At 46.5% G+C, this 22,865-nt stretch carries 17 protein-coding genes; 12 read left to right on the top strand and 5 right to left on the bottom strand.

The genetic code is table 11. The features are described from left to right. The 5 genes from PLH26_RS08205 to PLH26_RS08185 all read right to left on the bottom strand — a co-directional run. Window positions 1-2,932, bottom strand: a 2,932-nt coding sequence (locus PLH26_RS08205) for an AsmA family protein (protein ID WP_324585527.1), incomplete at its 3' end; no start/stop codon positions are given. A 697-nt stretch (window positions 2,933-3,629) separates the two neighbouring features. Then, the gene (locus PLH26_RS08200; protein ID WP_324585526.1) at window positions 3,630-4,193 is read right to left on the bottom strand and encodes a hypothetical protein; all 564 of its coding nucleotides are present in this window, start codon (window positions 4,191-4,193) and stop codon (window positions 3,630-3,632) included. 100 nt (window positions 4,194-4,293) lie between these two features. Then, window positions 4,294-5,097, bottom strand: a complete 804-nt coding sequence (gene proC, locus PLH26_RS08195) for a pyrroline-5-carboxylate reductase (protein ID WP_324585525.1) — start codon at window positions 5,095-5,097, stop codon at window positions 4,294-4,296. Between the two features lie 2 nt (window positions 5,098-5,099). Continuing rightward, a complete protein-coding gene (gene rfaD / locus PLH26_RS08190) occupies window positions 5,100-6,092 on the bottom strand; it encodes an ADP-glyceromanno-heptose 6-epimerase (RefSeq protein ID WP_324585524.1) in 993 nt (330 codons plus the stop codon). 50 nt (window positions 6,093-6,142) lie between these two features. Then, the gene (locus PLH26_RS08185) at window positions 6,143-7,426 is read right to left on the bottom strand and encodes an acetyl-CoA hydrolase/transferase family protein (protein WP_324585523.1); all 1,284 of its coding nucleotides are present in this window, start codon (window positions 7,424-7,426) and stop codon (window positions 6,143-6,145) included. A gap of 102 nt (window positions 7,427-7,528) precedes the next feature. Between PLH26_RS08185 and PLH26_RS08180 the strand changes: the two genes are divergently transcribed. The 12 genes from PLH26_RS08180 to PLH26_RS08125 form a co-directional block, all read left to right on the top strand. Beyond that, window positions 7,529-8,206, top strand: coding sequence for an O-methyltransferase (locus PLH26_RS08180; protein ID WP_324585522.1), 678 nt, complete (start codon window positions 7,529-7,531; stop codon window positions 8,204-8,206). Between the two features lie 12 nt (window positions 8,207-8,218). Then, window positions 8,219-9,448, top strand: a complete 1,230-nt coding sequence (locus PLH26_RS08175; RefSeq protein ID WP_324585521.1) for a glucosaminidase domain-containing protein — start codon at window positions 8,219-8,221, stop codon at window positions 9,446-9,448. A gap of 3 nt (window positions 9,449-9,451) precedes the next feature. Beyond that, window positions 9,452-9,994, top strand: a complete 543-nt coding sequence (gene hpt, locus PLH26_RS08170) for a hypoxanthine phosphoribosyltransferase (RefSeq protein WP_324585520.1) — start codon at window positions 9,452-9,454, stop codon at window positions 9,992-9,994. A 62-nt stretch (window positions 9,995-10,056) separates the two neighbouring features. Beyond that, entirely contained in the window at window positions 10,057-11,832 is a 1,776-nt protein-coding gene (locus PLH26_RS08165; protein ID WP_324585519.1) for a vWA domain-containing protein, read from the top strand. Between the two features lie 199 nt (window positions 11,833-12,031). Next, window positions 12,032-12,736, top strand: coding sequence for an ABC transporter ATP-binding protein (locus PLH26_RS08160; protein ID WP_324585518.1), 705 nt, complete (start codon window positions 12,032-12,034; stop codon window positions 12,734-12,736). A 54-nt stretch (window positions 12,737-12,790) separates the two neighbouring features. Beyond that, a complete protein-coding gene (locus PLH26_RS08155; RefSeq protein ID WP_324585517.1) occupies window positions 12,791-13,351 on the top strand; it encodes a cob(I)yrinic acid a,c-diamide adenosyltransferase in 561 nt (186 codons plus the stop codon). Window positions 13,352-13,458: 107 nt separating this feature from the next. Beyond that, the gene (locus PLH26_RS08150; RefSeq protein ID WP_324585516.1) at window positions 13,459-15,297 is read left to right on the top strand and encodes a DNA polymerase III subunit gamma/tau; all 1,839 of its coding nucleotides are present in this window, start codon (window positions 13,459-13,461) and stop codon (window positions 15,295-15,297) included. Window positions 15,298-15,391: 94 nt separating this feature from the next. After that, on the top strand, window positions 15,392-16,861 hold the full coding sequence (locus PLH26_RS08145) for a sodium:solute symporter family protein (protein WP_324585515.1): 1,470 nt from the start codon (window positions 15,392-15,394) through the stop codon (window positions 16,859-16,861). 209 nt (window positions 16,862-17,070) lie between these two features. Beyond that, window positions 17,071-18,918: a hypothetical protein gene (locus PLH26_RS08140; protein ID WP_324585514.1), complete on the top strand. Its 1,848-nt coding sequence runs from the start codon at window positions 17,071-17,073 to the stop codon at window positions 18,916-18,918. A gap of 62 nt (window positions 18,919-18,980) precedes the next feature. Next, a complete protein-coding gene (locus tag PLH26_RS08135) occupies window positions 18,981-19,952 on the top strand; it encodes an amidohydrolase family protein (RefSeq protein ID WP_324585513.1) in 972 nt (323 codons plus the stop codon). A 4-nt stretch (window positions 19,953-19,956) separates the two neighbouring features. Beyond that, window positions 19,957-22,092 (top strand): PVC-type heme-binding CxxCH protein, encoded by a 2,136-nt coding sequence (locus PLH26_RS08130; protein WP_324585512.1) that lies wholly within the window; start codon window positions 19,957-19,959, stop codon window positions 22,090-22,092. 377 nt (window positions 22,093-22,469) lie between these two features. After that, window positions 22,470-22,865 (top strand): Gfo/Idh/MocA family protein (locus PLH26_RS08125; RefSeq protein WP_324585511.1); only part of this gene is annotated, 396 nt, incomplete at its 3' end.

The raw sequence follows: 22,865 nt of genomic DNA, 5'->3' as shown, positions 1-22,865 counted from the left end.
AAACTATTTTGTTGTTTTCGGCAATGGTCCAGTTTTCATAGTTCAGCAACAGATCAGCAGGCTTCAGGGAAAACCGGTATGCACCATTGCCCAATTGTTGAAACAGTCCCTGCAGCTTGTATTTTTCCTTTTGCAACCTGTCTTTGATATGTAAAGCAAAGTCAATGTTATTATCCGCGATACCGGCAGTAAGGTTTGTGCCGTACATGGCTATGCTGCTGCCCGCGGTTATCTGCGCCGCATTGATGCTAACAAACAGCGCCGTATCGCCTGCATCTGCTTTTATTGCCAGGTCGCTAACCGCGTTGGATCCTATTTTAACAGCCGGGGCATTAACGAGCGCATTCCAGCCCTTATCGTTAAAATGACTTTGTATGGTAACGGTATCCAACCGCTGTAAACTGTCAATGAATATTTTTAAAACAGGCTTGTTGACCAGTTGAGCATTAATGGTAAAGTCGTAGGGAGATATTTGTGCTGAAGCAAACCCGCTGCTGTCTGTTGAAAAATACGGTTCAATGGCATGCTGCATTACGGTGCCCATTTCCGTTAGCTTATATTTTCCCTTCATCTCTGCATTGAATACATCACTTCTGAAACGAAGGCTTTGTATGCTATCCTGTAGCCCGGCCAGCAACTCAATACTATCCATTGCAATACGCTGCTGGTTGTGAACGAGCAATGATTGCAATATGAGCAGCCTGCCGTCAAGACTGTCCGGATTGGTATTTGAGAAATCGCCTGATATTTTCCCGTGGTAAACGATCATATCATTGCTCAGGTTCAGCGCTTTCAGCTTGATGCTGTCAATAGTGCCGTTTATCTGCACAGCGGGGAACGGGTTTGAGAGGTTAGCGGTGGTATTTAAGGAAAACCGGATGTTAGGATCGGCAATGGCTGCATGTATAGCTGCTTTTTGCTGAGCGATGCTGCCATTGATATTTAACCCCCGGTAATGGTATTGCTTAAGCACAGCCGATTGTATGGTACCCTGTAGTGAAGCGTCAGCGGTTTTGGTATCATAACCTTTTCCCTTTACTGCAAAGACAGCGCTTACTGGTCCAAAATTATTTTTATCCTGCAGTATAGTTCCGATATCCAGCAACTGTGTTTGAAGCTCAATATCGTACACCGCGTTTTCTTCATCCGTTATATTTTGCGTATTTCCTTTAAGAAAAGCGTTGCCAAGGCTGGTATTCAGCTTCAGGTTGGTATACAATTTTTTAGCCCCGCCGTTTATTTTTCCTGAAAGCGATATCCTGTCCGGCAGTGTAATGCCGTCCGGCAGTGAATTGCCAGGCATGAAAGACAGTATATCGTTTTTTGAGCTGCTGATGGTGTTTATATCAAGATTCGCATTTATTTTTTGTGCATCCGGCAACCCGGTTATTCTTCCTTTTACGGATACCCTTGTGTTGTGCAGGCCGCTGATCTGTAAATTATGGATCAGCATGTTTGAAACGCTTCCTTTAATGTTGCCATCCAGGAGCCAGGTAGCGTTGTCGTCCGCAAAAGCAGGCTGCGAACGAAGAGAAGGAACAAAGGTCAGTACATCTTTTACTGCCAGTTTGCTGTTTTGTATATTGATATCAAGCTTTGCGTCACCGATATTTTTCTGGAGCGCTTCAATGGATTCAAATTGTATAGCAATATCCCTTCTCAATTCGGTGCCGGGTGTTTTTACGTACAGGTTTTTGAGATATGCCTGTTTTGATGCATACAGGAAATCAGTCTGCAACTGCTGTAAAGAAAAGCCGTTCTGCCCGGCAAATGATCCTTTTGCTATTGTTCCTGCTATTGAATCGTTGTTGTAAACAAGATCATTTGCATGAAAAACCAGGTCATCCACTTTGAGGTGCATAAAATCCATGCCTTCCTTTTGATGCGGGGCATTGTCATCATCAAACCGGATGGTATTATGGTCGAGCCTGAGTGAAGCCAGCTGAATTTTCCAGTTGGCGGAAGCGGGAGCTTCTTCCGTTGGCTTCACCGTAACGTTCGCAGTATCCGTTTTACCCAAACGTATAGCCGCAGTTGTTCCGCTCAGGGCAATATCTCCCAGGTCGGCAAGCTGTTTGGGCAGATCAATTTTATCGGGACTGATATGCAACCGCCCGAGATTGAGGAGGGCATAAAATGCGGAAACATCATTTTTATAGTCAACATATATTTTCTGCAGATCAATAGCTTTGATGGCGATATCCGGCAGCGCTCCCGCTTTTTGTTCAGCATCTTCAATTATCTCCGGCTTTTCAACTGTAAGAGGCTTTGTCTGGTATGCCTTTAATGAAAGCCCGGACAGTTTCGTAACACCAATGTCAAACCTCATTTTATCCAGGTCAAAATCATTAAACCTGGTTTCAAAATGATCAAGCGCGGCTTCGGCATCGTTGCCTGTTACTGCATCCTTATACAATAAACGTATCGAATCAAGCTGAATCGCGCCGATGCTGATGGCTGTAGCTGAAGTATCTGCCGGATCTCCGGGTTTTGGGTCTTTTGATGCAAAGGCATCTATGATGAATTGAAAATTGAAAACAGTATCAGGGAGTTCCCGCTTAACCTTTGCCGTTATATTTTGCAGAGAAACAGTATTGATATTTACACCATTACCCAGCAGCAGGTCAACCATGCTCACATCCACCTTAATATTGCCGCCGTACAGGAGCGTGTCCTGCTGCTTATCTTCGAGATAAACATTTTCCAGTACTATATTTTTGGGCAGCCCGATATACAGTCTTCCCACAGAAACCCTGGTGCCTAACTTTTTTTCAAGATAACCTGTGGCTTTGCCGGTAATGAATTGCTGAACCGGGGGAAGCAGTATCAAACCCACAAGCAGTAAAAAAAACAGCAAAAGGAACGCAACCGTTTTCAGGGTTATCTTCCCGATCCTTTTCCATATATTTTTTTTCTTTTTATGCTGATCCATGCTATCATCATCTGAACATCATACAAACTCTTTTTACAAAGAAAATATCATGCTACAAATAATCCTTTGGAAATCAATAGGAGTGGGGCAAATTATCCACAGTTATTGTTCAGCAAATATATAATAGTATCATAATATTATGGTGGGCAAAGCTGAATTGCTAATGAACCTGGGTATTTCTTTTATAAGCCCGGTATTGCAAAGCGTCCCCGGCGTTGCAGCAGAATGTCACAAGTGATTTGAGATTTGAAATTTTAAATTTGAGGCACGCGGTCGGTACCCGACGAAAGGAGGGTCAGCACCGCGTGTTAACTCGTTCTTTAACCTTTTATACTCATTGTTTTTGCCAATTATCCTTTCGCCGGGAGTTATTATTTTTAGGTGCAGGTTTATAGCTTCCGACGTTGTTGGGTGTTCGTGCGGTATGGCAATGTGTGCCGGTATCACCATCAACAAGACGTGATATTTGATCGGAAATATGAAAGAATCGGAGAGTTGCCTTAATGCAGATTGTTATCCCGCTGGTGAAAACACCAGGCGGGGCGGTAACAGAAGAGCCAAATCACATAAAAACAAGAACCAAACCTGTCCGCCGGGGCGGGGAAATTTCAGACCCGAAGCTAAAAATCCGAAATTCGAAGAGGTACACGATGAACTAAAAAATCAGAAATCAACAAATCAAAAATCAGAAATAATTTCATTCTTCTTTTTCCCTGAATTTCTCCTTCAAAATTTTCTCGATCCTTTCCGCCAGCGAAGAGGCGGTTTCGCCGGGCACAGCGGTAAGATCCTGTAGCGCTTTCTGAACAAAATCGAGTGCGTCCTCATATTTTTTAAACTGGGCGTATAAAATCTTTTCATCACCGGTTTCCCAATAATTTCCTTCATCGCTAAGTGTAAAGCTTTCGAGGTATTTTGCAGAAACATATTTTAAAAGTTTGATGACAGCAATATGAGCATCCGGTCCGGCATATTGTGTTTTAACGCTTGTAGTGAACAGCAGCTCTTTATCAAAGCGAACGCCATCATAAATTTCTTTAACAAAATTGTTCGTGGGTGAAAGCAGCCGGTTGTTGTGATCGAAAGTAAGAAACACAGGTTCGCTTCTTTCGGGTGCAAAGGATATTCCTTTTAGTTCTTTATCATCAATAATACGCGGCGCCCAATCAAGGGTTTCTGAAATTTCGCTTACCTCTTCTGTCAGAAGCGTCAATAATTTCTTGTCCCGAAGAACACCTGAATAATGAATGGATAACCCCATAAATATTTTGTTTTTACCCGGGCAGCTTGGTTTCCTGCTATTTGCTTTTTGGTTCTTTGTTTTCCTGAAACCTGATACCTGATACCTCATACCTCCCACCTCATCTATTATCCGTTGCAATCTTATCATAGCTCGCCACAATACCTTTAATGAGCGAAGAACTGAAGCCCTGGTGTTCCATTTCATTCAGCCCGGCTATGGTGCAGCCCTTGGGTGTGGTTACCTTGTCAATTTCGTGCTCAGGGTGTGTATTCTTCTGTAACAGCAGTTGCGCGGCGCCCTTTACCGTTTGCGCTGCGATGAGGCTGGCGGTAGCGGCGTTAAACCCAATTTCAATGCCCCCCTGGATATTGGCGCGGATATAACGCATGGCGTATGCCGTTCCACATGCAGCCAGTACCGTTGCGGCATCCATCAGCTTTTCTTCAATTACCACCACCAGCCCCAACTGGCTGAAAATGTCTTTCACATAATCCAACTGCTCGCTGGTAATATCCCTTGCGCTTATGCAGGTCATGCTCTGCTGTATGGCGATAGCTGTATTGGGCATGGCCCTTACGGTTGATATTTTTTTATTTAAAATACCGTGGATATGCGAAGTGGATATGCCCGTGACCACCGAAACCAGCACATGCCTGTTCCCGTCAAAAAGAGGTTTAACAGCGCCCAGCACATCATCAACCTGGAAAGGTTTTACCGCAAGAATGACCATGTCGGCAAAGCGAAGCGCTTCGGCATTGTCGTTGCTCACCAGCACGCCTTTTTCTTCGAGGTGCCGGAGCGTTGAAACATTTCTTTTGGTGATCAGAATATGGCCGGGTAAAACAAACCCGCTTTGGATCAGTCCTTCCGCAATAGCAGTGCCGAGGTTGCCACCCCCAATGATGGCTATTTTTTTATTCATCGCTAATAGTAGTTTCCTGTAATTAAATAATTTTTTACATAATCGTCAATGCCCTTTTCCAAACCATAAAAAGCATCGGCATAACCTGCATTTCTTAATTTGTCCATGTTCGCTTCGGTAAAATACTGGTATTTATCGCGGATGTCTTCCGGCATATCAATAAAACGGATATCGGGCAGTATGTCCATCCCCGCGAATGTGGCAAGGGCGAGGTCATAAAAAGTTCTTGCCTTACCGGTGCCGAGATTGTAAAGGGCGGAGTGTGGCCGGGTTTCCATCAGCCATAAGCAAATATGCAGCACATCTTTTACATATACAAAGTCGCGCAGTTGTTCTCCATCCTTAAAATCGGGACGGTGCGATCTGAACAGGTTTACATACCCTTTTTGTTTTACCTGGTTAAAGGCATGGAATACCACGCTGGCCATGCGTCCCTTGTGGTATTCGTTGGGGCCGTAAACATTAAAGAACTTTAACCCGGCCCAAAAAGGCGGTGCGCTGTGCTGGCGAAGCACCCATTTATCAAATTCATTTTTTGAAATGCCATAAGGGTTCAGTGGCTCAAGCCGGTTCACTATATCATGATCGTCATTATAGCCCAATACGCCCGATCCGTAAGTAGCGGCAGAAGAAGCATATACAAGAGGGATATTGTGCAGTACGCAATAGTTCCACATGTCCTGCGAGTATTCAACGTTCAGCCGCTGGTGCACGGCATAATCAAATTCGGTAGTATCCGTACGTGCGCCCAGGTGAAAAACAAAGTCAATGCCCGGCTTGTTTTGATGCAGCCACTCAAAAAAAAGATCCCTTTCTGTTTTATGCGTGTATTTTTTATTGCGGAGGTTATCCAGTTTGTCGTTCCTCTCAAATTCATCCACGAGGATAAGGTTTTCAAACCCCCTGCTGTTGAGAAAGGATACCAGGCAACTGCCGATAAAGCCCGCGGCCCCTGTAATGACGATGCTGTTGCTCTTTGAAACGCTATTGCTCATTATAATGATGTTCGGTCGTGCGGCCCGGTGTAAAATAAATGGAATGCAAATTAAGATTTAAACCTGGAGTGAAACGCTTTTTCCAGCGTTTCGCGGTGGTCGGGATGGGCAATGCTGATCAGCGCTTGCGCTCTTTGCTTTAAATTCTTTCCAAACAGGTCCACGATCCCGAATTCCGTAACCACCCAGTGAACATGTCCCCGGGTTGTAACCACTCCCGCGCCTTCTTTTAAAAAAGGTACAATGCGGGAGATCCCTTTTGAGGTAACGGATGGCAGGGCAATGATGGGCTTACCGTTCTCGGAAAGGGAAGCACCCCGCATGAAGTCCATTTGACCCCCGATGCCCGAGAACTGATAAGTGCCGATAGAATCGGCGCATACCTGGCCGGTAAGATCAATCTCTATGGCGCTGTTGATGGCCGTTGCGCGGGGATTTTTCCTGATATTGCTGGTATCGTTTACATAGCCGATGTCCATTACCCGTATGGAAGGGTTGTCGTGTACAAAATCGTACAGCTTTCGTGTGCCCACCATAAATCCGGTAACAGACCGGCCAATGTTCAGTTTTTTCCGGCTGTTGTTGATAGCGCCTTTTTCAAGAAGCGGTATAACACCATCCGACAGCATTTCCGTATGCAAGCCAAGGTTTTTATGACTGCCAAGATTTTTTAAAACCTGGTCGGGAATAACGCCGATACCCATTTGTAAGCAGGCGCCATCCTCGATCAAAGAGGCTACATGATAACCGATCTTTTCAACACTACTGCTCACTTTTTGAGTATAATCCACTTCGGGGAGGCTGCTTTCATCCCAAACCAGCGCATTTATTTTACTTATATGCAGAAATCCATCGCCGTGTGTGCGTGGCATATTGGGATTTACCTGCGCAATAACTGTTTTGGCGGTATCCACTGCGGAACGGGCAATATCAACAGAAGTGCCTAAAGAGCAATACCCGTGCGCATCGGGCGGCGATACCTGTACCAATGCCACATCAACAGGCAATATAGACTTCCTGAAAAGCTGGGGGATCTCGCTTAAAAATATAGGCACATAATCGCCGTCGCTGCTGTTTGCCACGGCGCGCGTATTGGCCGAAACGAACAATGAATTAAAAAAAAAGCTTTTCCGGTATTCGGGTTTATTGAAATCCACGTTTCCCAGGTTGGTAATGCTTACCAGCTCTACATTTTTTAATGCCGCATGCCTGTTCTGCATGGCTTCTATTAGAGTGATCGGCGTTGCCGCACTGCCATGCAAAAACACGCGGTTGCCCGGTTGTATGCATTGTACTGCGTCGGAAGCAGGAATAAAGCGCTCTTTATTGTTCATAAGACATATTTACACAAAAATGGGGTAAATCTGTTGAAAAAGGAAAATAAGGCAATCTCACAACAGAAGATTCGTTGATAGTTGGATTTTAATTGATTGCATTTGGCATTTCCCGGCCTTACCTTTGCCGAAAGAAGCGATGTGGAAATAATTAATATTCCTGCACAGGCTTACTCGGAGCAGTTTACAACAGGCGAAGATGCATTGTTGCGGGAAATAGCGGTTTATACCAGTGAAAACCATCCGCATGCGCATATGCTCAGCGGACAGGTACAGGGAAGGCTGCTGAGCATACTGAGCCGGATGATACGCCCTTCGCGCATACTGGAGATCGGAACATTCACGGGGTATAGTGCATTGTGCCTCGCGGAAGGGCTGGTTGAAGGGGGAGTATTGTATACCATTGAATTGCGCGATGAAGATGCAGCGAAGGCGCTTGGCTTTTTTAACAAAAGCACTGTAAAGGATCGTATTAAATTGCAGGTTGGGAATGCCCTGGAGATCATTCCCGCATTGAATGAAAGCTGGGACATGGTTTTTATAGATGCAGATAAGGTGAGCTATATCAATTATTATGAGCTGGTGCTGCCGCAGTTGAAGCCCGGCGGTTGTATAATAGCCGATAATGTGTTGTTTCACGGGCAGGTGCTTGAAGAACCGGTAGAAGGGAAGAATGCCAAAGCCATTCATGCATTTAATGAGCATATAAAAAAAGACAACAGGGTAGAGCAGGTATTGCTCACCGTTAGAGACGGGTTAATGCTGATCCTGAAAAAATAGAATACCGGATCTATGATCAAAAAAACAAATATCCTTTTGATGCTGGCCTTTTTGAGCTTTACGGCTTTAAAGGCGCAGAATGCCGCTGTTATACAATACATCAATACTTATAAGTTCCTGGCTATCCGGGAAATGCAGCGCACAGGCGTGCCCGCTTCCATTAAGCTGGCGCAGGGCATCCTGGAAACGCAGGCGGGTGGAAGCGATCTTGTAAAACGTTCCAATAACCATTTTGGCATTAAATGCAAAACAGGTTGGAGCGGGAACAAGGTATATCACGATGATGATGAAAGAGGAGAATGCTTCCGTGCTTATGCCACGGCCGAAGATTCATACAGGGATCACTCCGATTTTTTAAAAAGGAGCCAGCGCTATGCTTTCCTTTTCCGGTTGGATCCTGAGGATTACAAGAACTGGGCCAAAGGATTAAAGAAAGCAGGCTATGCCACCAACCCGAAATATACACAGCAACTGGTGAAATTCATTGAAACCTATGATCTCCAGTTGTACACGTTGATAGCGCTTGGCAAACGCAAAATGGAAGATGAGCAGCCGATGTATGCCGCTAACAGCAACACAATGCCTGTTGTTCCCGCGGAAATGACTGCGGAGGTTAGCGAAACCCCGGTTAAAGCCCTGCGTTTACGCTATCCCGAAGAAGCGTTCCGGATAAACGATACGAGGGTGGTTGTAGCTCTTGCAGGCACTCCCCTGCTTTCTATTGCCGAGCAGTTCGGCGTTAAATACAGGCACCTGCTTGATTTTAATGAACTGTCTGAAGCGGATGATATTGTGCGCAAAGACCAGTTGGTCTTTTTACAGCGGAAGAGGCGCCAGGGTTCCAACCCGTTTCACCTGGTTACAAAAGGAGAAACACTTTATGATATTGCCCAGGAAGAAGCCATAAGATTAGATAATTTATTAGCTTACAATCAATTGAGAGGTAGTGAAATACCTGTTGCAGGGCAAAAGCTCTATTTGCAGAAAGATGCGGCGGAGCGTGCGGCAGCCAATGCAGTCAATAATATGAGCGGAACAGAAATAGCAAAAGCAGAGCAACCGCTCCTGCCGGCAGTTTATACGCCTGCAGCATCATCTGTAAAGCATGTTGTTCAACATAAGGAAACCTTGTTCAGCATTGCCCGGAAATATGGAGTTGAAGTAGAACAGGTGCGCTCATGGAACAGGCTTCAGAATGATGCGATCCGCAGCGGGCAGGAACTGCTCATTTATAAAAACTGAGCCATGCCCCTAATACATATTCATGGTAAGCCGTTTGAACCCTATATTTCGCAGGAAGCGATCGCTGATAAGATACAGGAAATAGCACATGCTTTGGAAAAGGATTACCAGGGAAAAATACCCCTGTTCATTGCCATTTTGAACGGATCGTTCATGTTTGCTTCGGATCTTTTTAAAGTGCTGGAGATACCGGCGGAGATCTGTTTTATAAAACTGGCTTCCTATAAGGGCACCAAATCGTCGGGACATGTTGTAACTTCTATAGGGCTTGATACAGATCTGTTCGGACGGGATGTTATTATACTGGAAGACATCATTGATACCGGCAAAACCATGAGCGAGTTTTTACCGCAGCTTTTTCACCAGCAACCGGCCTCTTTGAAAATATGCACCTTACTGCATAAGCCTGAAGCCACCATTTATCCTGTTCATGTTGATTACCGCGGGTTTACCATACCCGATAAATTTGTAGTAGGATACGGGCTTGATTACGATGGGCTGGGGAGGAATATCAAAGAGATATACCAACTGACCGGCCAGGCATAACAACCTGTGAAATAATATCACGTATCCAATATCGTTAGATTACTAAAACTACTGTTATACACATGCAATGCCATATAAAACATGCAGCCCTGCTCATTGGATGGCTCTGTTTTTATACAACGGTAAATGCCCAGTATTATTTACGCGGGGAAATAAAGGATGGGAAAAATACGCCCCTGCAGAATGTAAAGATCATCCTTCATTCAACCGGTTATCTGCATTCCAGCGGGCTGGGCGGTGCTTTTGGCATTCCCAGCACACAGAAATCCGACAGCATCAGTCTTTCGCTCGACGGGTACGAGCCACTTTCATTAAGGGTAAATACCTCCGAATACCAGGAGCTTACCATGAAAATGCTGCCTTATACGGCAAGCCTGCAAAAGCATTACCTGTTATCACTCACCACCAGCCTTAAAGCCTTGTCGGAACGGAAATTGTCTGTTGCAGATGAAACCTACAGTGCGTTGGTTGAAAATGATTTTGTTAAAACGGAAGGCAATCCCGTTACCGGCATCACGCCCAACGTAAACGGCGCTTCCTACAGCAATATCCGCCGGTTCATTAACATGAACAGCCAGGTGCCTGAAGATGCCGTTCGTATTGAAGAAATGCTGAATTATTTCAATTTTAACTATACCGAGCCAGGGGGCGACAGCATCTTTACCGTTCGTTCGCGACTGAGCTCCTGTCCCTGGAATGAAGAGAACCAATTGCTGTTTGTGCAGGTAAATTCCAAAAAGCTCAATCTTCATAATATTCCTCCCAGTAACCTGGTTTTCCTGATAGATGTATCGGGCTCGATGGATATGCCCAACAGGCTGCCATTGCTCAAGTCGGCGTTCAGGAAACTGGTTGAAAACCTGCGGCCGGTAGACACTGTATCCATTGTGGTATACGGCGGGGTTACCGGTGTAATGCTGCCACCCACCAGCGGCGATAAAAAAGAAAAGATATTACAGGCTATTGAAGACCTTGCTGCGGGCGGGTTTACACCCGGAGAGGCGGGAATAAGGCAGGCCTACCGGCTGGCGCACCATACCTTTATAAAAGATGGCAATAACCGGGTGATACTGGCAACGGATGGCGATTTTAATGTAGGCGTATCGGTTGAAAGCGAGCTGGAAAGCCTTATCCTTAAAATGAAGCAGGGCGGTATTTACCTCACCTGCCTGGGAGTGGGAATGGGCAATTACAAAGACTCGAAGATTGAGGCGCTGGCAAAAAAGGGGAACGGCAATTTTGCATATCTGGATGATGAAAAAGAGGGTGAAAAAGTATTGGTTAAGGAGCTTACGCAAACCCTGTACGCAGTAGCGGATGATGTATCGCTTAACCTGCATTTCAATCATGAAGCGGTTGAGTCTTACCGGTTGATAGGCTTCGACAATAAAAGAACGGCGCTCGAAGATACCAGCAGCACTTTAGAAGGAGGGGAGATAGGTTCTGGACATTCCATGATAGCGGTTTTTGAGCTGGTTCCGGGGAAAGAACAGGTTGCAGGCCGATCCGCCGGAGGAGAGCTGGCAACAGTAACGATCAATTACCGGTTGCCCGGGAAAAAAGATCTTATAAGGCAGGAGTACAGTTGCCTTGATAATTACAAGCCGTTAGACAGCTTAGACCCCTATTTTAAGTTTGCCACCAGTGTGTGTATGTTTGGAGGATTTCTTCACAGCTCGCCCTATCTTCAAAAAGCCACCTGGGATGATGTATTAAGACTTACCAAAGAGTCTATGGACATCACCAATCCGTTGCACACAGAGTTTTTTGATATGCTTGTTAAAGCAAAGAAGATATATGAGCCCTCTAAAAAAAGAAAAAGAAGGAGCCGGCGATAGGAGGTCTTTCAAATTGTTGCATTGCCACGGCCACATTTGAAATACACCCCGGCGATAGGAGGCGCTAATGGAAAACCGGTATATTTTACTTTACGGCATTTTTTTGTTAACAGATAATTTGGATCTGTCTTTTATCCATAAATCCACATCATCCCGCAGTTTCGCTTATATTTGTTTTAAACAATTCCGAACAGCAGTTATGAACGCCATCATTCACCTCGATAATATCAGGAAAAGCTACTTTATGGGCAGGCAGGAGTTGCAGGTTTTAAAGGGCATTTCACTTGATATTCAAAAAAACGAGTACGTTGCTTTAATGGGGCCTTCAGGCTCCGGTAAAAGCACGCTCATGAACATACTGGGATGCCTCGACACGCCCACGGGCGGGGATTACTATCTGAACGGGCACCAGGTAAGTAAAATGATGGACAATGACCTGGCCGAGATACGGAACAGGGAGATCGGCTTTGTTTTCCAGCAGTTCAATCTTTTACCCCGGCTTTCAGCTTTGGAAAATGTAGCGCTCCCGCTTATTTATTCCGGCATACCCAAAAAGCAGCGTATGGAAATGGCCATGACGGTGCTTGAGCAGGTTGACCTCGCGGACAGAAGTCATCACCGGCCCAATGAACTGAGCGGCGGTCAGTGCCAGCGTGTGGCTATAGCAAGGGCGTTGGTAAATAACCCGTCTTTGGTGCTGGCGGATGAACCTACGGGGAATTTAGATACCAAGACTTCGTACGAGATCATGAATATTTTTGGTAAAATACAGGAGGCAGGCAATACTATAGTGCTGGTAACGCACGAAGAAGATATCGCTCGTTATGCCAAAAGGATCGTTCGCCTGAGGGATGGCGTTATTGAAAGCGATAAAAGAACGTCTGAAGCAGCGGTAGCGCTGTAATGAGTAAAAGGCTGATCCTGCAGCATGATTCCTGTTTTACAAGAACTAACCGTTATGTCCTTTAAAATATATACCAAAACCGGCGATAAAGGCACAACTTCACTGATCGGGGGAACCAAAGTACCCAAGTCGCATTTGCGCATTGAGGCATATGGAACCGTGGATGAGCTGAACTCAAACATCGGCTTATGCAAAGATTCCCTTGATGATGAACAAAGCCGCAAAGTATTGCAGGATGTGCAGTGGCATTTGTTTTCCATAGGGGCAGCGCTTGCCTGCGATCCTGCCAGGGAAACCAAAATGCATATCCCCGATATTCATGAATCCGATATTGTTTCACTGGAAAAAGAGATAGATAGGATGAATGAGACGCTTCCACCGCTGAAGCATTTTATTTTACCCGGCGGTCACAGCACCATATCCTACCTGCATATCGCCCGCTGTGTTTGTCGCCGTGCAGAAAGATGCTGCGTGCACCTGGAAACCGAAAAAGAGAAGATAGCACCCCTTATACTGGTATACCTCAACCGCCTGAGCGACTACTTATTTGTACTGGCAAGATATGCCGGGCACCTCCTGAAGATTGAAGATATTCCCTGGAAGCCCCGCGGATAACCGGCGCCAGTTACTCACTACTCACTACTCACAACTCACTACTCACTACTTACCCCTCCCTCTTCCATTTCCCACATTCCCTTACATTTGCATAAACGGATCAGGGCATGGATAATTTTATTGTATCGGCGCGCAAATACCGCCCGCAAACTTTTAATACCGTGGTGGGTCAGGCGCACATTACCACTACCTTAAAGAATGCGATCAAAAACAAACAACTGGCGCATGCTTTTTTGTTTTGCGGACCAAGAGGCGTAGGCAAAACCACCTGTGCCCGTATCCTGGCAAAAACCATCAATTGCGAAAACATGCAGGAAGATGGCGAAGCCTGTAATGTTTGCGAATCCTGTAAATCATTTAATGACGGTGCTTCCCTTAATATTCACGAATTAGATGCAGCGAGCAACAACTCTGTAGATGATATCAGAACGCTTACGGAGCAGGTGCGCTTTTCGCCCCAGGCCGGGAAATACAAAGTGTATATTATAGATGAGGTGCACATGCTTAGCTCCTCGGCTTTTAACGCCTTTTTAAAAACGCTGGAGGAACCGCCGCCCTATGCCATTTTTATTTTAGCCACTACCGAAAAGCATAAGATACTTCCCACCATATTATCACGCTGCCAGATCTTCGACTTCAAAAGAATTACGCCCAACGATACCGTTGAGCATTTGCAGGAGATCTGCGACAAAGAAAAGATCACATCCGATAAAGCAGCACTCCAGGTGATCGCCCAAAAAAGCGAGGGCTGCATGCGGGATGCGCTCAGTATTTTAGATAAGATCGTAAGCTTTACCAATGGCGAGCTCAGCTATCAGAACACCCTGGAACACCTGAACATACTGGATGCAGATTATTATTTTAAGCTCATGGAAGCCATGCTGGAGCAGGATCTGGGCAGCGCCCTGCTGTTGTATGATGACATAGACCGCAAAGGGTTTGAAGGTGATCTGGTGTTGAATGGCTTTGCCGAATTTGTGCGCAACCTGCTGGTGTGCAAAGATGAAAAAATAGCCGGGCTGCTTGAAGTGGTGGAAAGCTTTAAAGGCCGGTATGTGGCTACAGCGCAAAAGATATCACCGGCATGGCTGATCAGCGCATTGAATGTTTTGAATGAAGCAGAGATCAATTATAGAGGCGCACGAAATAAGAAGCTGCATACAGAGCTTACCTTCATCAAGCTCACCTACCTGAGCCAGGCAGTAGAGCTGGTGAATGAAGGCGGCACAGTTAAAAAAAAACGTACTGATGCAGCAAAGCCTGTGGCATTTAAAAACATAAGACCCGCAGTACTGAAGGAGACAGCTCCGGAAGGCAATACATCTCCTGCACCAAACAAACCGGCATCAACGGATAATGCCAGGCTGATCATTGAAAGCAGTATGGTGGAAGAGGAAGAAACACCATATGGCCACGGGGAGGTAAAACCGGTAGCCCATCCCGGTAAGCCGGTTACGGGCGGAATGGCAGCGCAGGCGCCGGTTACAGCCACACCTACGCTTGGGGCCCTGTCTAAAATACGCAAGCAGATCGTTCAAAAGCAAACACAGTCCAATCATACCACAAAGCCCTTAACTGTAGAAAACCTGCAGGAAGCCTGGAGCAGCTATATAGACAGGCTGGCGGAGCAAAAAAACCATTCTGCCGTTACCAACTTTAAGCTGGCGCAATTAAGGGTAACGAACAGCAGCAGCTTTGAGATAGTGGTGGAAAGCAATATCCAGCAAAAGTTTATTGAGCAGGAACGCGGGGCATTGATTGAACATCTCCAGTCTTTTTATAATAACCGCTCTCTTTCCTATGCTATCCATATAGAAGAAGCCATGGATAGCGGCGCACCGCAGGAGCGCCCGCTCACCAGCCGCGAGCAATACCTGAAAATGATTGAAGAATACCCGCTGGTGAAAGAATTGAAAGAACGCCTGAAATTGGAGCTGGATTATTGATCCGTTCATTTCGCGGACTATGTTCTATATTGGGAAACGCGTTTGCTTATAAGAGAGGATATATCTCTTTTTTTGCCATTATCAAACTGCTTAAATGCCACTTCACAACATTGACCTCATTGTAGTTGCGCTTTTTTTCCTGAGCATGATCGTTATCGGCATATGGTCTTATTTCAAAAATAAAAGTCCGGAAGACTATTTCGTGGCCGGTGGAAAGCTGCCCTGGTGGCTGGCCGGTATTTCCCATCATGTATCCGGGCATAGCGGCGCTGTGTTCGTGGCCTACGCGGCGGTAGCATACACGCATGGTTTCACCGTGTACATGTGGTGGGCTTTTCCGGTGGCTATAGCTATTATTGCAAGCGCAAAAATATTTCCTGCATATTGGGTAAGACTTCGGAAAAACTTGCGGATACAGTCGCCGCTCGAATACCTCAGCACACGATACAATCTTGTTACGCAGCAGATCATGGCATGGAGCGGCGCTATTTTAAAAGTGTTTGATGTTGGGGCAAAATGGGCCGCTATAGGCATTTTGCTCAATGTAGTAGCAGGCATCCCTATGACTCAGGGTATTTTGATCTCAGGTGTTGTTACACTTATTTACGTTACTTTCGGAGGGCTTTGGGGCGTTATCATTACCGACCTGATACAGTTTATCGTGCAGGTGCTTGGCGGCGTGGTTATGTTTGTGCTGGTGGTAAAGAAACTGGGCGGAACAGATTCTGTAACGGGTGTCTGGAAGCAATTGCCACCGGAACACAGTTATTTGTTTAATGATCCTTATACTGCGGGTTTTGTTGCAGTGATGTTCCTGCTTTATTTTTTGAGTTATAATGGTGGTAGCTGGAGCCTCGCTACACGTTATATTTCTTCACCTTCAGAAAAAGAAGCTGCTAAAGCAGCCAGGTTGTCGGGTTATCTGTATCTCATTTGGCCGCTTATACTTTTTTTCCCCATGTGGGCGGCGCCGGTTATCATTCCGGGGCTTGATAGCCCCGACACATCGTATGGAAGGCTGATGCTTGAAATTTTGCCGCAGGGGATGATCGGGTTGGTCATAGCTTCCCTTTTTGCGGCAACCATGGGTATGACATCTTCTGATGTAAATACCATTGCAGCGGTCATTACAAGAGATATACTTCCAGTGGTATCTAAGAAATTTGCAAACGATGCGCATCCCCTGCGCACCGCACGGATCACCACTTTTATATTTACATTGGCCACAATTGTTGTTGCCGTTAATTATGAACGCTTTGGCGGTGTGCTGGGTTTAATAGTGAACTGGTTTGGCGCACTGCTGGGTCCAACGGCATTGCCATTGTTGCTTGGATTGCTTCCCGCATTCAGATCCAGCGGACCGGGCGCGGCTATTGCTTCTATTGCCGCCGGGATAGTTACTTTTATTGTTACTAAAAATACAGAACTCAACAGCCTGGCACTGGAAGTAGGTTTGCCTACGCTTGTTTCGGCAGTGGTGTATATTGTGGTGGGATTGATGACAAGGACGGTTCCCGTTACCGTAAACAACCTGATGGAAGCACTGAAAAAGCCGGCATCATAATAAAGATAACGGAAGCCAATATATCGGTAAGCCCATTCATTCCCCGAATGGGAAAAAGAACAAAGAAAAGTTACAAGCAATAAGATAAGCAGGAATATTTCCCTATGCATGTTAACCCGGAAGGTACAATCATATACGCTGTTGCGCAACAGAGGGTATTCAAAGTATGAAACACAGGAAGAAAGATCGTTTAACTAAAACTTACTACAATGAACACAACGGTAACATTTTTTTCAATTCATGACAGAGCCAGAGCGTTGTTTGTGGTTTTTGCGTTTGTAACCGCGTTTCTTCCCGCGAAACTTTCCTTTTCCCAGGAAAAAGCCACCGCTCAGGCAACGGTAGATGCAGGATTTGCAAGTATAGATATTACACCGGCTACTCCCATACGCATGGCCGGGTATGCAGCAAGGCTGAGCACCGAAGCAGATAGTATATTGCAGCCTATAGCTGCAAAAGCGCTTGCACTTGGCAGTGATGAGCAGCATCCTTCCGTGCTGATCACCGTAGACCTGGTAGGCATTCCGTGGCGTATTACTAAAAATGTTGTTGATTTCCTGTCGAAAGAAAAAGGCATTGATCCGGCACAGGTTGCCATTTACGCATCTCATACACATGGCGGACCCGAATTGGGCAACCTGATCAATATACTGCAATACCGCGACGGGCATTTTAGCGATGCTCTTCCGGCACTGGATCAGTTGATCCATATTACCCAATACACTGAGCAGCTTACGCAGAAACTGAAAGATGTGGCTGCGGCTGCATTAAAGGATCGCAAACCTGCGCTTATATCCTGGGGGCAGGGCCAGGCCTTATTTGCAGCCAACCGCCGCACAAAAGGTGGCCCGGTAGATGTGGCATTGCCCATCTTGAAAATTACTGACCCCGGCGGCAGTTTAAGAGGCGTTTTTATCAATTACGCCTGTCACGGTACCACGCTTGGCGGGGATGTGCATAAAATTCATGGCGACTGGATCGCAGAGGCGCACCGTGTTATTGAAGCCCGGCACCCCGGCACCGTGGCTTTGATTGCGCTGGGCTGTGCCGGCGATGCCAATCCTTCACCAAGGGGAAAGCTCGAAGATGTTCAGCAGCATGGTAAAGAAATTGCAGACAACGTAGATAAATTGCTGACCGCGCCATTGCAGCCGTTGAATCACCCGCCCGGCGGCAAAATGAAATGGGTTAAATTGCCTTATTCAAAAGTGCCGGATATTACAGAACTGGTGAACCTTACCAAAGATGAATCCATAAAAGGATATTATGCGCGGCTTGCACTTGAAAGCGTGGAAAGGGGAGAAGCCATTCCTTCTGAATTGGATTACCCGGTGCAGGTGTGGAATTTCGACAACAAAATGGCGATGGTAAACCTTGCCGGTGAAGTGGTGGTGGATTATTCCACCAGGCTTAAAGATGAATATGGCGCTGAGCGGCTTTGGGTGAATGCCTATGCAAATGATGTGCCCTGTTATATCGCCTCCCGCCGCATACTAAAAGAAGGCGGGTACGAAGCGGAAGCCAGCATGTACTGGTACAATAAACCCTCGCCCTTTGCTCCCGAAGTGGAAGATATTATCATACATGCAGCAGATGAGCTGATGCCTGCAGCGTTTAAGCAAAGCAGGCCTGTGGTAAACCGCCGCGAACGCATTGAAAGTGAAGAAGACGGCTCATATCGTTTGTCTGCATGGCTGGCCGGTACCGAAGGCAGCCGTATCAAATACATGCCCGGGTGGAAAGCCTTTGGCTGGTTTGATGCCAAAGACCAGGCAATATGGGACGCGGATATAAAAAAGAGCGGGAAGTACGACGTTTATCTCGAATGGTCGGTTTCGGATGCGGCAGCGGGCAAGTCTTTTGTGGTTGCAGCGGGAAATAAAAGCATAGAAGCAAGAGTAGGGAAAACAGGATCGTGGTTTACCTATCATACAAAAAAGATAGGTGCGCTCCGGTTAAAGGAAGGTATACAAACGATCGTTTTGAAATCAGCCTCCGGCAAAGAGAAGGGCTCTATGTTTGATGTGCGGGAAATAAGGCTGGTGCCGGTAAAGTAACCCATGATATGGCTAAATGCGCTTACTCAGACAATTCAATTGTTCATTCTAAAAATCAACAGGTGCGTAAAACATCCCACAGCCGTTCCCGCCGTAGTTTTTTGGTGAACACCGGTGTTTTTGCATTGGGAAGTGCAATGCCCCTCAACCTTATTGCCGGCGATGCTGCAAAGAAAAAAGAGCCGGTCATTGATATCCATCAGCATATTCACTACCTGTCGCGGACAGACGAAGAACTGGCCGCACACCAGGAGGCGATGGGCATTACCACCACTATACTTCTTCCTGCAGGCAGGCCTGTCAATTCGCCGTCTACGCACCAGGGCGTTTCCAACGGCTTACAGGCAGCGGTGGGCGGCAATGCAGAAACTTATTTGTTTGCTAAGGAGCATAAAAAGCATTTCAGGTTTGGTGCGTGTGCTGTGCCCGACTTGCCCGATGCTGCTTATGAAATTGAAAAATACCTGAAGCTGGGGGCAGTGGTGATCGGCGAATTGAAGTTTGGTGTGGAATGCGATTCACCTGAGATGCATAAGATATACCGGTTGGCACAGCAGTACGATGTTCCGGTATTGATGCACTGGCAGCACACCATGTACAATTACGGTTTTGAACGCTTTTATAAGATACTGGAACAATATCCCCGGGTGAATTTTATTGGTCATGCGCAAACATGGTGGGCCAATATAGATAAAAACAATACCGACCAGTCGGTAATGTACCCCAAAGGTGCTGTTACACCCGGCGGCATCACCGACCGCTACCTCAGCGATTACCATAATATGTATGGCGACCTGTCGGCGGGATCGGGTTTAAATGCGCTTACCCGCGATGAGGCACATGCGAAAGCATTCCTGGAAAAGCATCAGGATAAATTATTGTATGGAAGCGATTGCCCCGACCCGTTTGGTACTGTTGCATCCGGTAAATGTTCCGGGGCAAATGATATAGAAGCCATCAGGAAGCTGTCGGGTAGTAAGAGAACGGAAAGGAGACTGCTTTATGAAAATGCCAAAAAACTGTTTAAACTGTAATACGATGATCAATTTCTTCAGGAATAGTTTTGAAATATACCTTGCTGCACTGATGCTTATTTTTTTTATTTCATCGTGCATGAATAAATCGCGGTACCCCGGCCCATTGTCGCCCGGGGCATCAATCAAAACCTTCAGGCTTGATGAAAATTTCAAAGCGGAAATTTTTGCTGCGGAGCCATTGGTGATAGACCCTGTGTGTATGCAGTTTGATGAAGAAGGCAATGTGTATGTGGTAAGCATGCCGGATGCGTATAAGCCGGATGCTGTAAAAGGAAAGGGCAGGATCGTAATGCTGAAAGATCTGAATAGTGATGGACGTGCTGATACAGCTATGGTTTTTGCCGATAGTTTAAAAGAAGCCACGAGCATACTGCCCTGGGATGGAGGGCTGCTGATAGCGGCTGCGCCCAATATCATGTATTATAAGGATACTGATGGGGACGGGCGGGCCGATCACAAAGAAATACTGTTTACAGGTTTCTTTACGGGCAACGAAGAAGCGCAGATCACCAACCTCAGGTTTGGCATTGACAACTGGATATACGCCAACAATACGGGGCAGGCCGGCGAAGTGACTTTTACCAGAAAGCCGAAAGCCCCCAAACTGGTCATGCGCGGGGCCGACTTCCGGTTCAGGCTTGACCGCAACCAGTTTGAACTTGCTACCGGCCCGGGACAATTCGGCCTGGCGCTTGATGATTGGGGGCACCGTTTTTTCACCACCAATTCCATCCATATTTCACAGGTGGTTATCCCTCTGCGGTATCTGGCGAGGAATCCCTACCTGCCTTCCAACCTTAAAGCTGCTGTGGCAAATATCTCCGACCATGATCCCCTGATGTACCAGTTGTCGGAAACGCCCTACTGGCGGCAGGAAAGAACGAACAGGCGCAATAAAGATTACCAGGAAAATCATCTTGACCGTGTTGAATATGCAAGAGATCATTTTACGGCTGCTTCGGGTGGCACTTACTATGGGGGAGATGCTTACCCCGGGGAATACCACGGCAATATTTTTACGGGCGATGCTTCCGGTAACCTCGTGCACCGTGATGTGCTATTGTCTTCCGACAGCACGCCCCATTATATAGCCGCAAGAGCAGAAGCGGAAAAGAGCAAAGAATTCCTGGCTGCCACCGATACCTGGTTCCGTCCTGTGAATTTTTCGGTAGGCCCGGATGGCAATTTGTATGTAATGGATATGTATCGCCAGCATATTGAAACCCCCATTTCTATTCCTGACGACCTGGAAGCAGATATGGATTTCAATGCAGGTAATATTTACGGCCGTATTTACAGGATTGTTTCACAAAATAACCCTGCCGGGAAAACGGCAAAGCCCCAACCGGGAAGCGCAAAACCTGAAGAGCTGGTACAACTGCTCGCGCACAAAAACCAGTGGTGGCGTATGCAGGCGCAGCGTCTTTTGCTGCAACGGCACGATAAGGCAGTTGTTCCCGCGGTGAAGGAATTGTTTAACCAAAGCAATGACCCGCGTGCAAGGCTTCACGCCCTGTATGTGCTGGAAGGATTGGATGCCCTGGATGCTGATATCGTACGATCGGCCCTGGAAGATGTTGCTGCAGGAGTGCGTGAACATGCAGCCATGCTTGCAGAAAGATTTCCATCCTGCATGAAAAGTGTGCTGCAGTTGATTAAAGATACTTCGGTGAGGGTAGCTCTCCAGGCAACACTGAGTGCAGGTGAATTTAACGATCCTTCTGTTGCAACTGCTTTAGCCGATGCCGTAATGCTGCACGGACATAGCGCATGGTTCAGGACTGCAGTGTTGAGTTCCGTACCGGGGTCATCTGTTGAATTATTGAAGGCCTTACCAACCATTGCTTTTTATGATACGGCTGCCGACTGGAAATTTACTTTTTGTGAGGCGCTGTGTAAAGTGATCGGCACCCGCAACAGCAGGCAACAGGTTGAAGCATTGTTACAATATATGGCAGGGGCGGATCTTGCAGACCAATGGAAGGCAGCCTGCGTCAGGGGGCTCGCTGCGGGACTGCAAAATGCAGAAGGAGCGGGCGATGCGGCGAAAGAAAAGTTGAAAGCTATTGAAGGCGAAGCGCAAAGCAATGCATCCGCAGCACTGCAAAGCCTGAAACGGTTGTATGAGATAAAATAAATTACCCGTACAAAACGATAAACGAACTACGCTATGAACTGGTTACTTTTTCCGCAAAAAGTAACAAAGAAAGAATAGTTGAACAATCAATCACCAGCTAACTTTTCAAAGTCTGTAACTATGAATCCGTACTATGCACCTATTGATTCGCGTCGGGGTCTTCATCAAAAGCTGTTGTGAGATAGCCATGAGACCCTGACGCCGGCATCAGTCTCTTATCAAAAAACATTAAGCTGCTGCCGGGGTTCCATTCCGCCCGGTTGCCGGGTTGTGGAGATCCTGTCGGGAAAGAAATTATCACACATAAAAAACGATCCTAACCATTTCTTTCTTAAGTTTAAAAAAAATTCATCTTCCCTTATTTCTAAAACATTTGTATGAGCCACCATTTCAGCCGGAGAAAATTCATTAAAACAGTGGGAATAGGCGCCGCGGGGTTTGCCATATTGCCTTCGTTATACAGCAAAGCCGCACCCAGCGATAAATTGCGTATTGCACATATCGGGCTGGGTGGCATGGGCAACAATCATATGAAATGGTTTGCCAATATTCCCGAGGTGGATATTGTTGCGCTTTGCGATGTGGATGAACTGCACCTGGGCAGCACACTCAAAACCCTGCAGGGACTTCAACCCGGTACAAAGGCACAAACCTACGGCGATTTCAGGCGCATCCTTGACCGGAAGGATATTGATGCCATTACCTGTGCCACTCCCGACCATTGGCACGCTACAATTGCATCGCTTGCTTTTCAGTCCGGCAAAGATGTGTAT

Origin of the sequence: Agriterribacter sp. (assembly GCF_035444585.1) — a bacterium.
Lineage (GTDB): Bacteria > Bacteroidota > Bacteroidia > Chitinophagales > Chitinophagaceae > Agriterribacter.
This window is presented reverse-complemented; position numbering and strand designations above follow the sequence as displayed.

Coding starts and splice junctions, on each gene's coding strand:
- PLH26_RS08130 (WP_324585512.1), top strand. CDS start 19,957: ATGATCAATTTCTTCAGGAATAGTTTTGAAATATACCTTGCTGCACTG.
- PLH26_RS08175 (WP_324585521.1), top strand. CDS start 8,219: ATGATCAAAAAAACAAATATCCTTTTGATGCTGGCCTTTTTGAGCTTT.
- PLH26_RS08185 (WP_324585523.1), bottom strand. CDS start 7,426: ATGAACAATAAAGAGCGCTTTATTCCTGCTTCCGACGCAGTACAATGC.
- rfaD (WP_324585524.1), bottom strand. CDS start 6,092: ATGAGCAATAGCGTTTCAAAGAGCAACAGCATCGTCATTACAGGGGCC.
- PLH26_RS08160 (WP_324585518.1), top strand. CDS start 12,032: ATGAACGCCATCATTCACCTCGATAATATCAGGAAAAGCTACTTTATG.
- PLH26_RS08155 (WP_324585517.1), top strand. CDS start 12,791: ATGTCCTTTAAAATATATACCAAAACCGGCGATAAAGGCACAACTTCA.
- PLH26_RS08150 (WP_324585516.1), top strand. CDS start 13,459: ATGGATAATTTTATTGTATCGGCGCGCAAATACCGCCCGCAAACTTTT.
- PLH26_RS08145 (WP_324585515.1), top strand. CDS start 15,392: ATGCCACTTCACAACATTGACCTCATTGTAGTTGCGCTTTTTTTCCTG.
- proC (WP_324585525.1), bottom strand. CDS start 5,097: ATGAATAAAAAAATAGCCATCATTGGGGGTGGCAACCTCGGCACTGCT.
- PLH26_RS08200 (WP_324585526.1), bottom strand. CDS start 4,193: ATGGGGTTATCCATTCATTATTCAGGTGTTCTTCGGGACAAGAAATTA.
- hpt (WP_324585520.1), top strand. CDS start 9,452: ATGCCCCTAATACATATTCATGGTAAGCCGTTTGAACCCTATATTTCG.
- PLH26_RS08140 (WP_324585514.1), top strand. CDS start 17,071: ATGAACACAACGGTAACATTTTTTTCAATTCATGACAGAGCCAGAGCG.
- PLH26_RS08165 (WP_324585519.1), top strand. CDS start 10,057: ATGCAATGCCATATAAAACATGCAGCCCTGCTCATTGGATGGCTCTGT.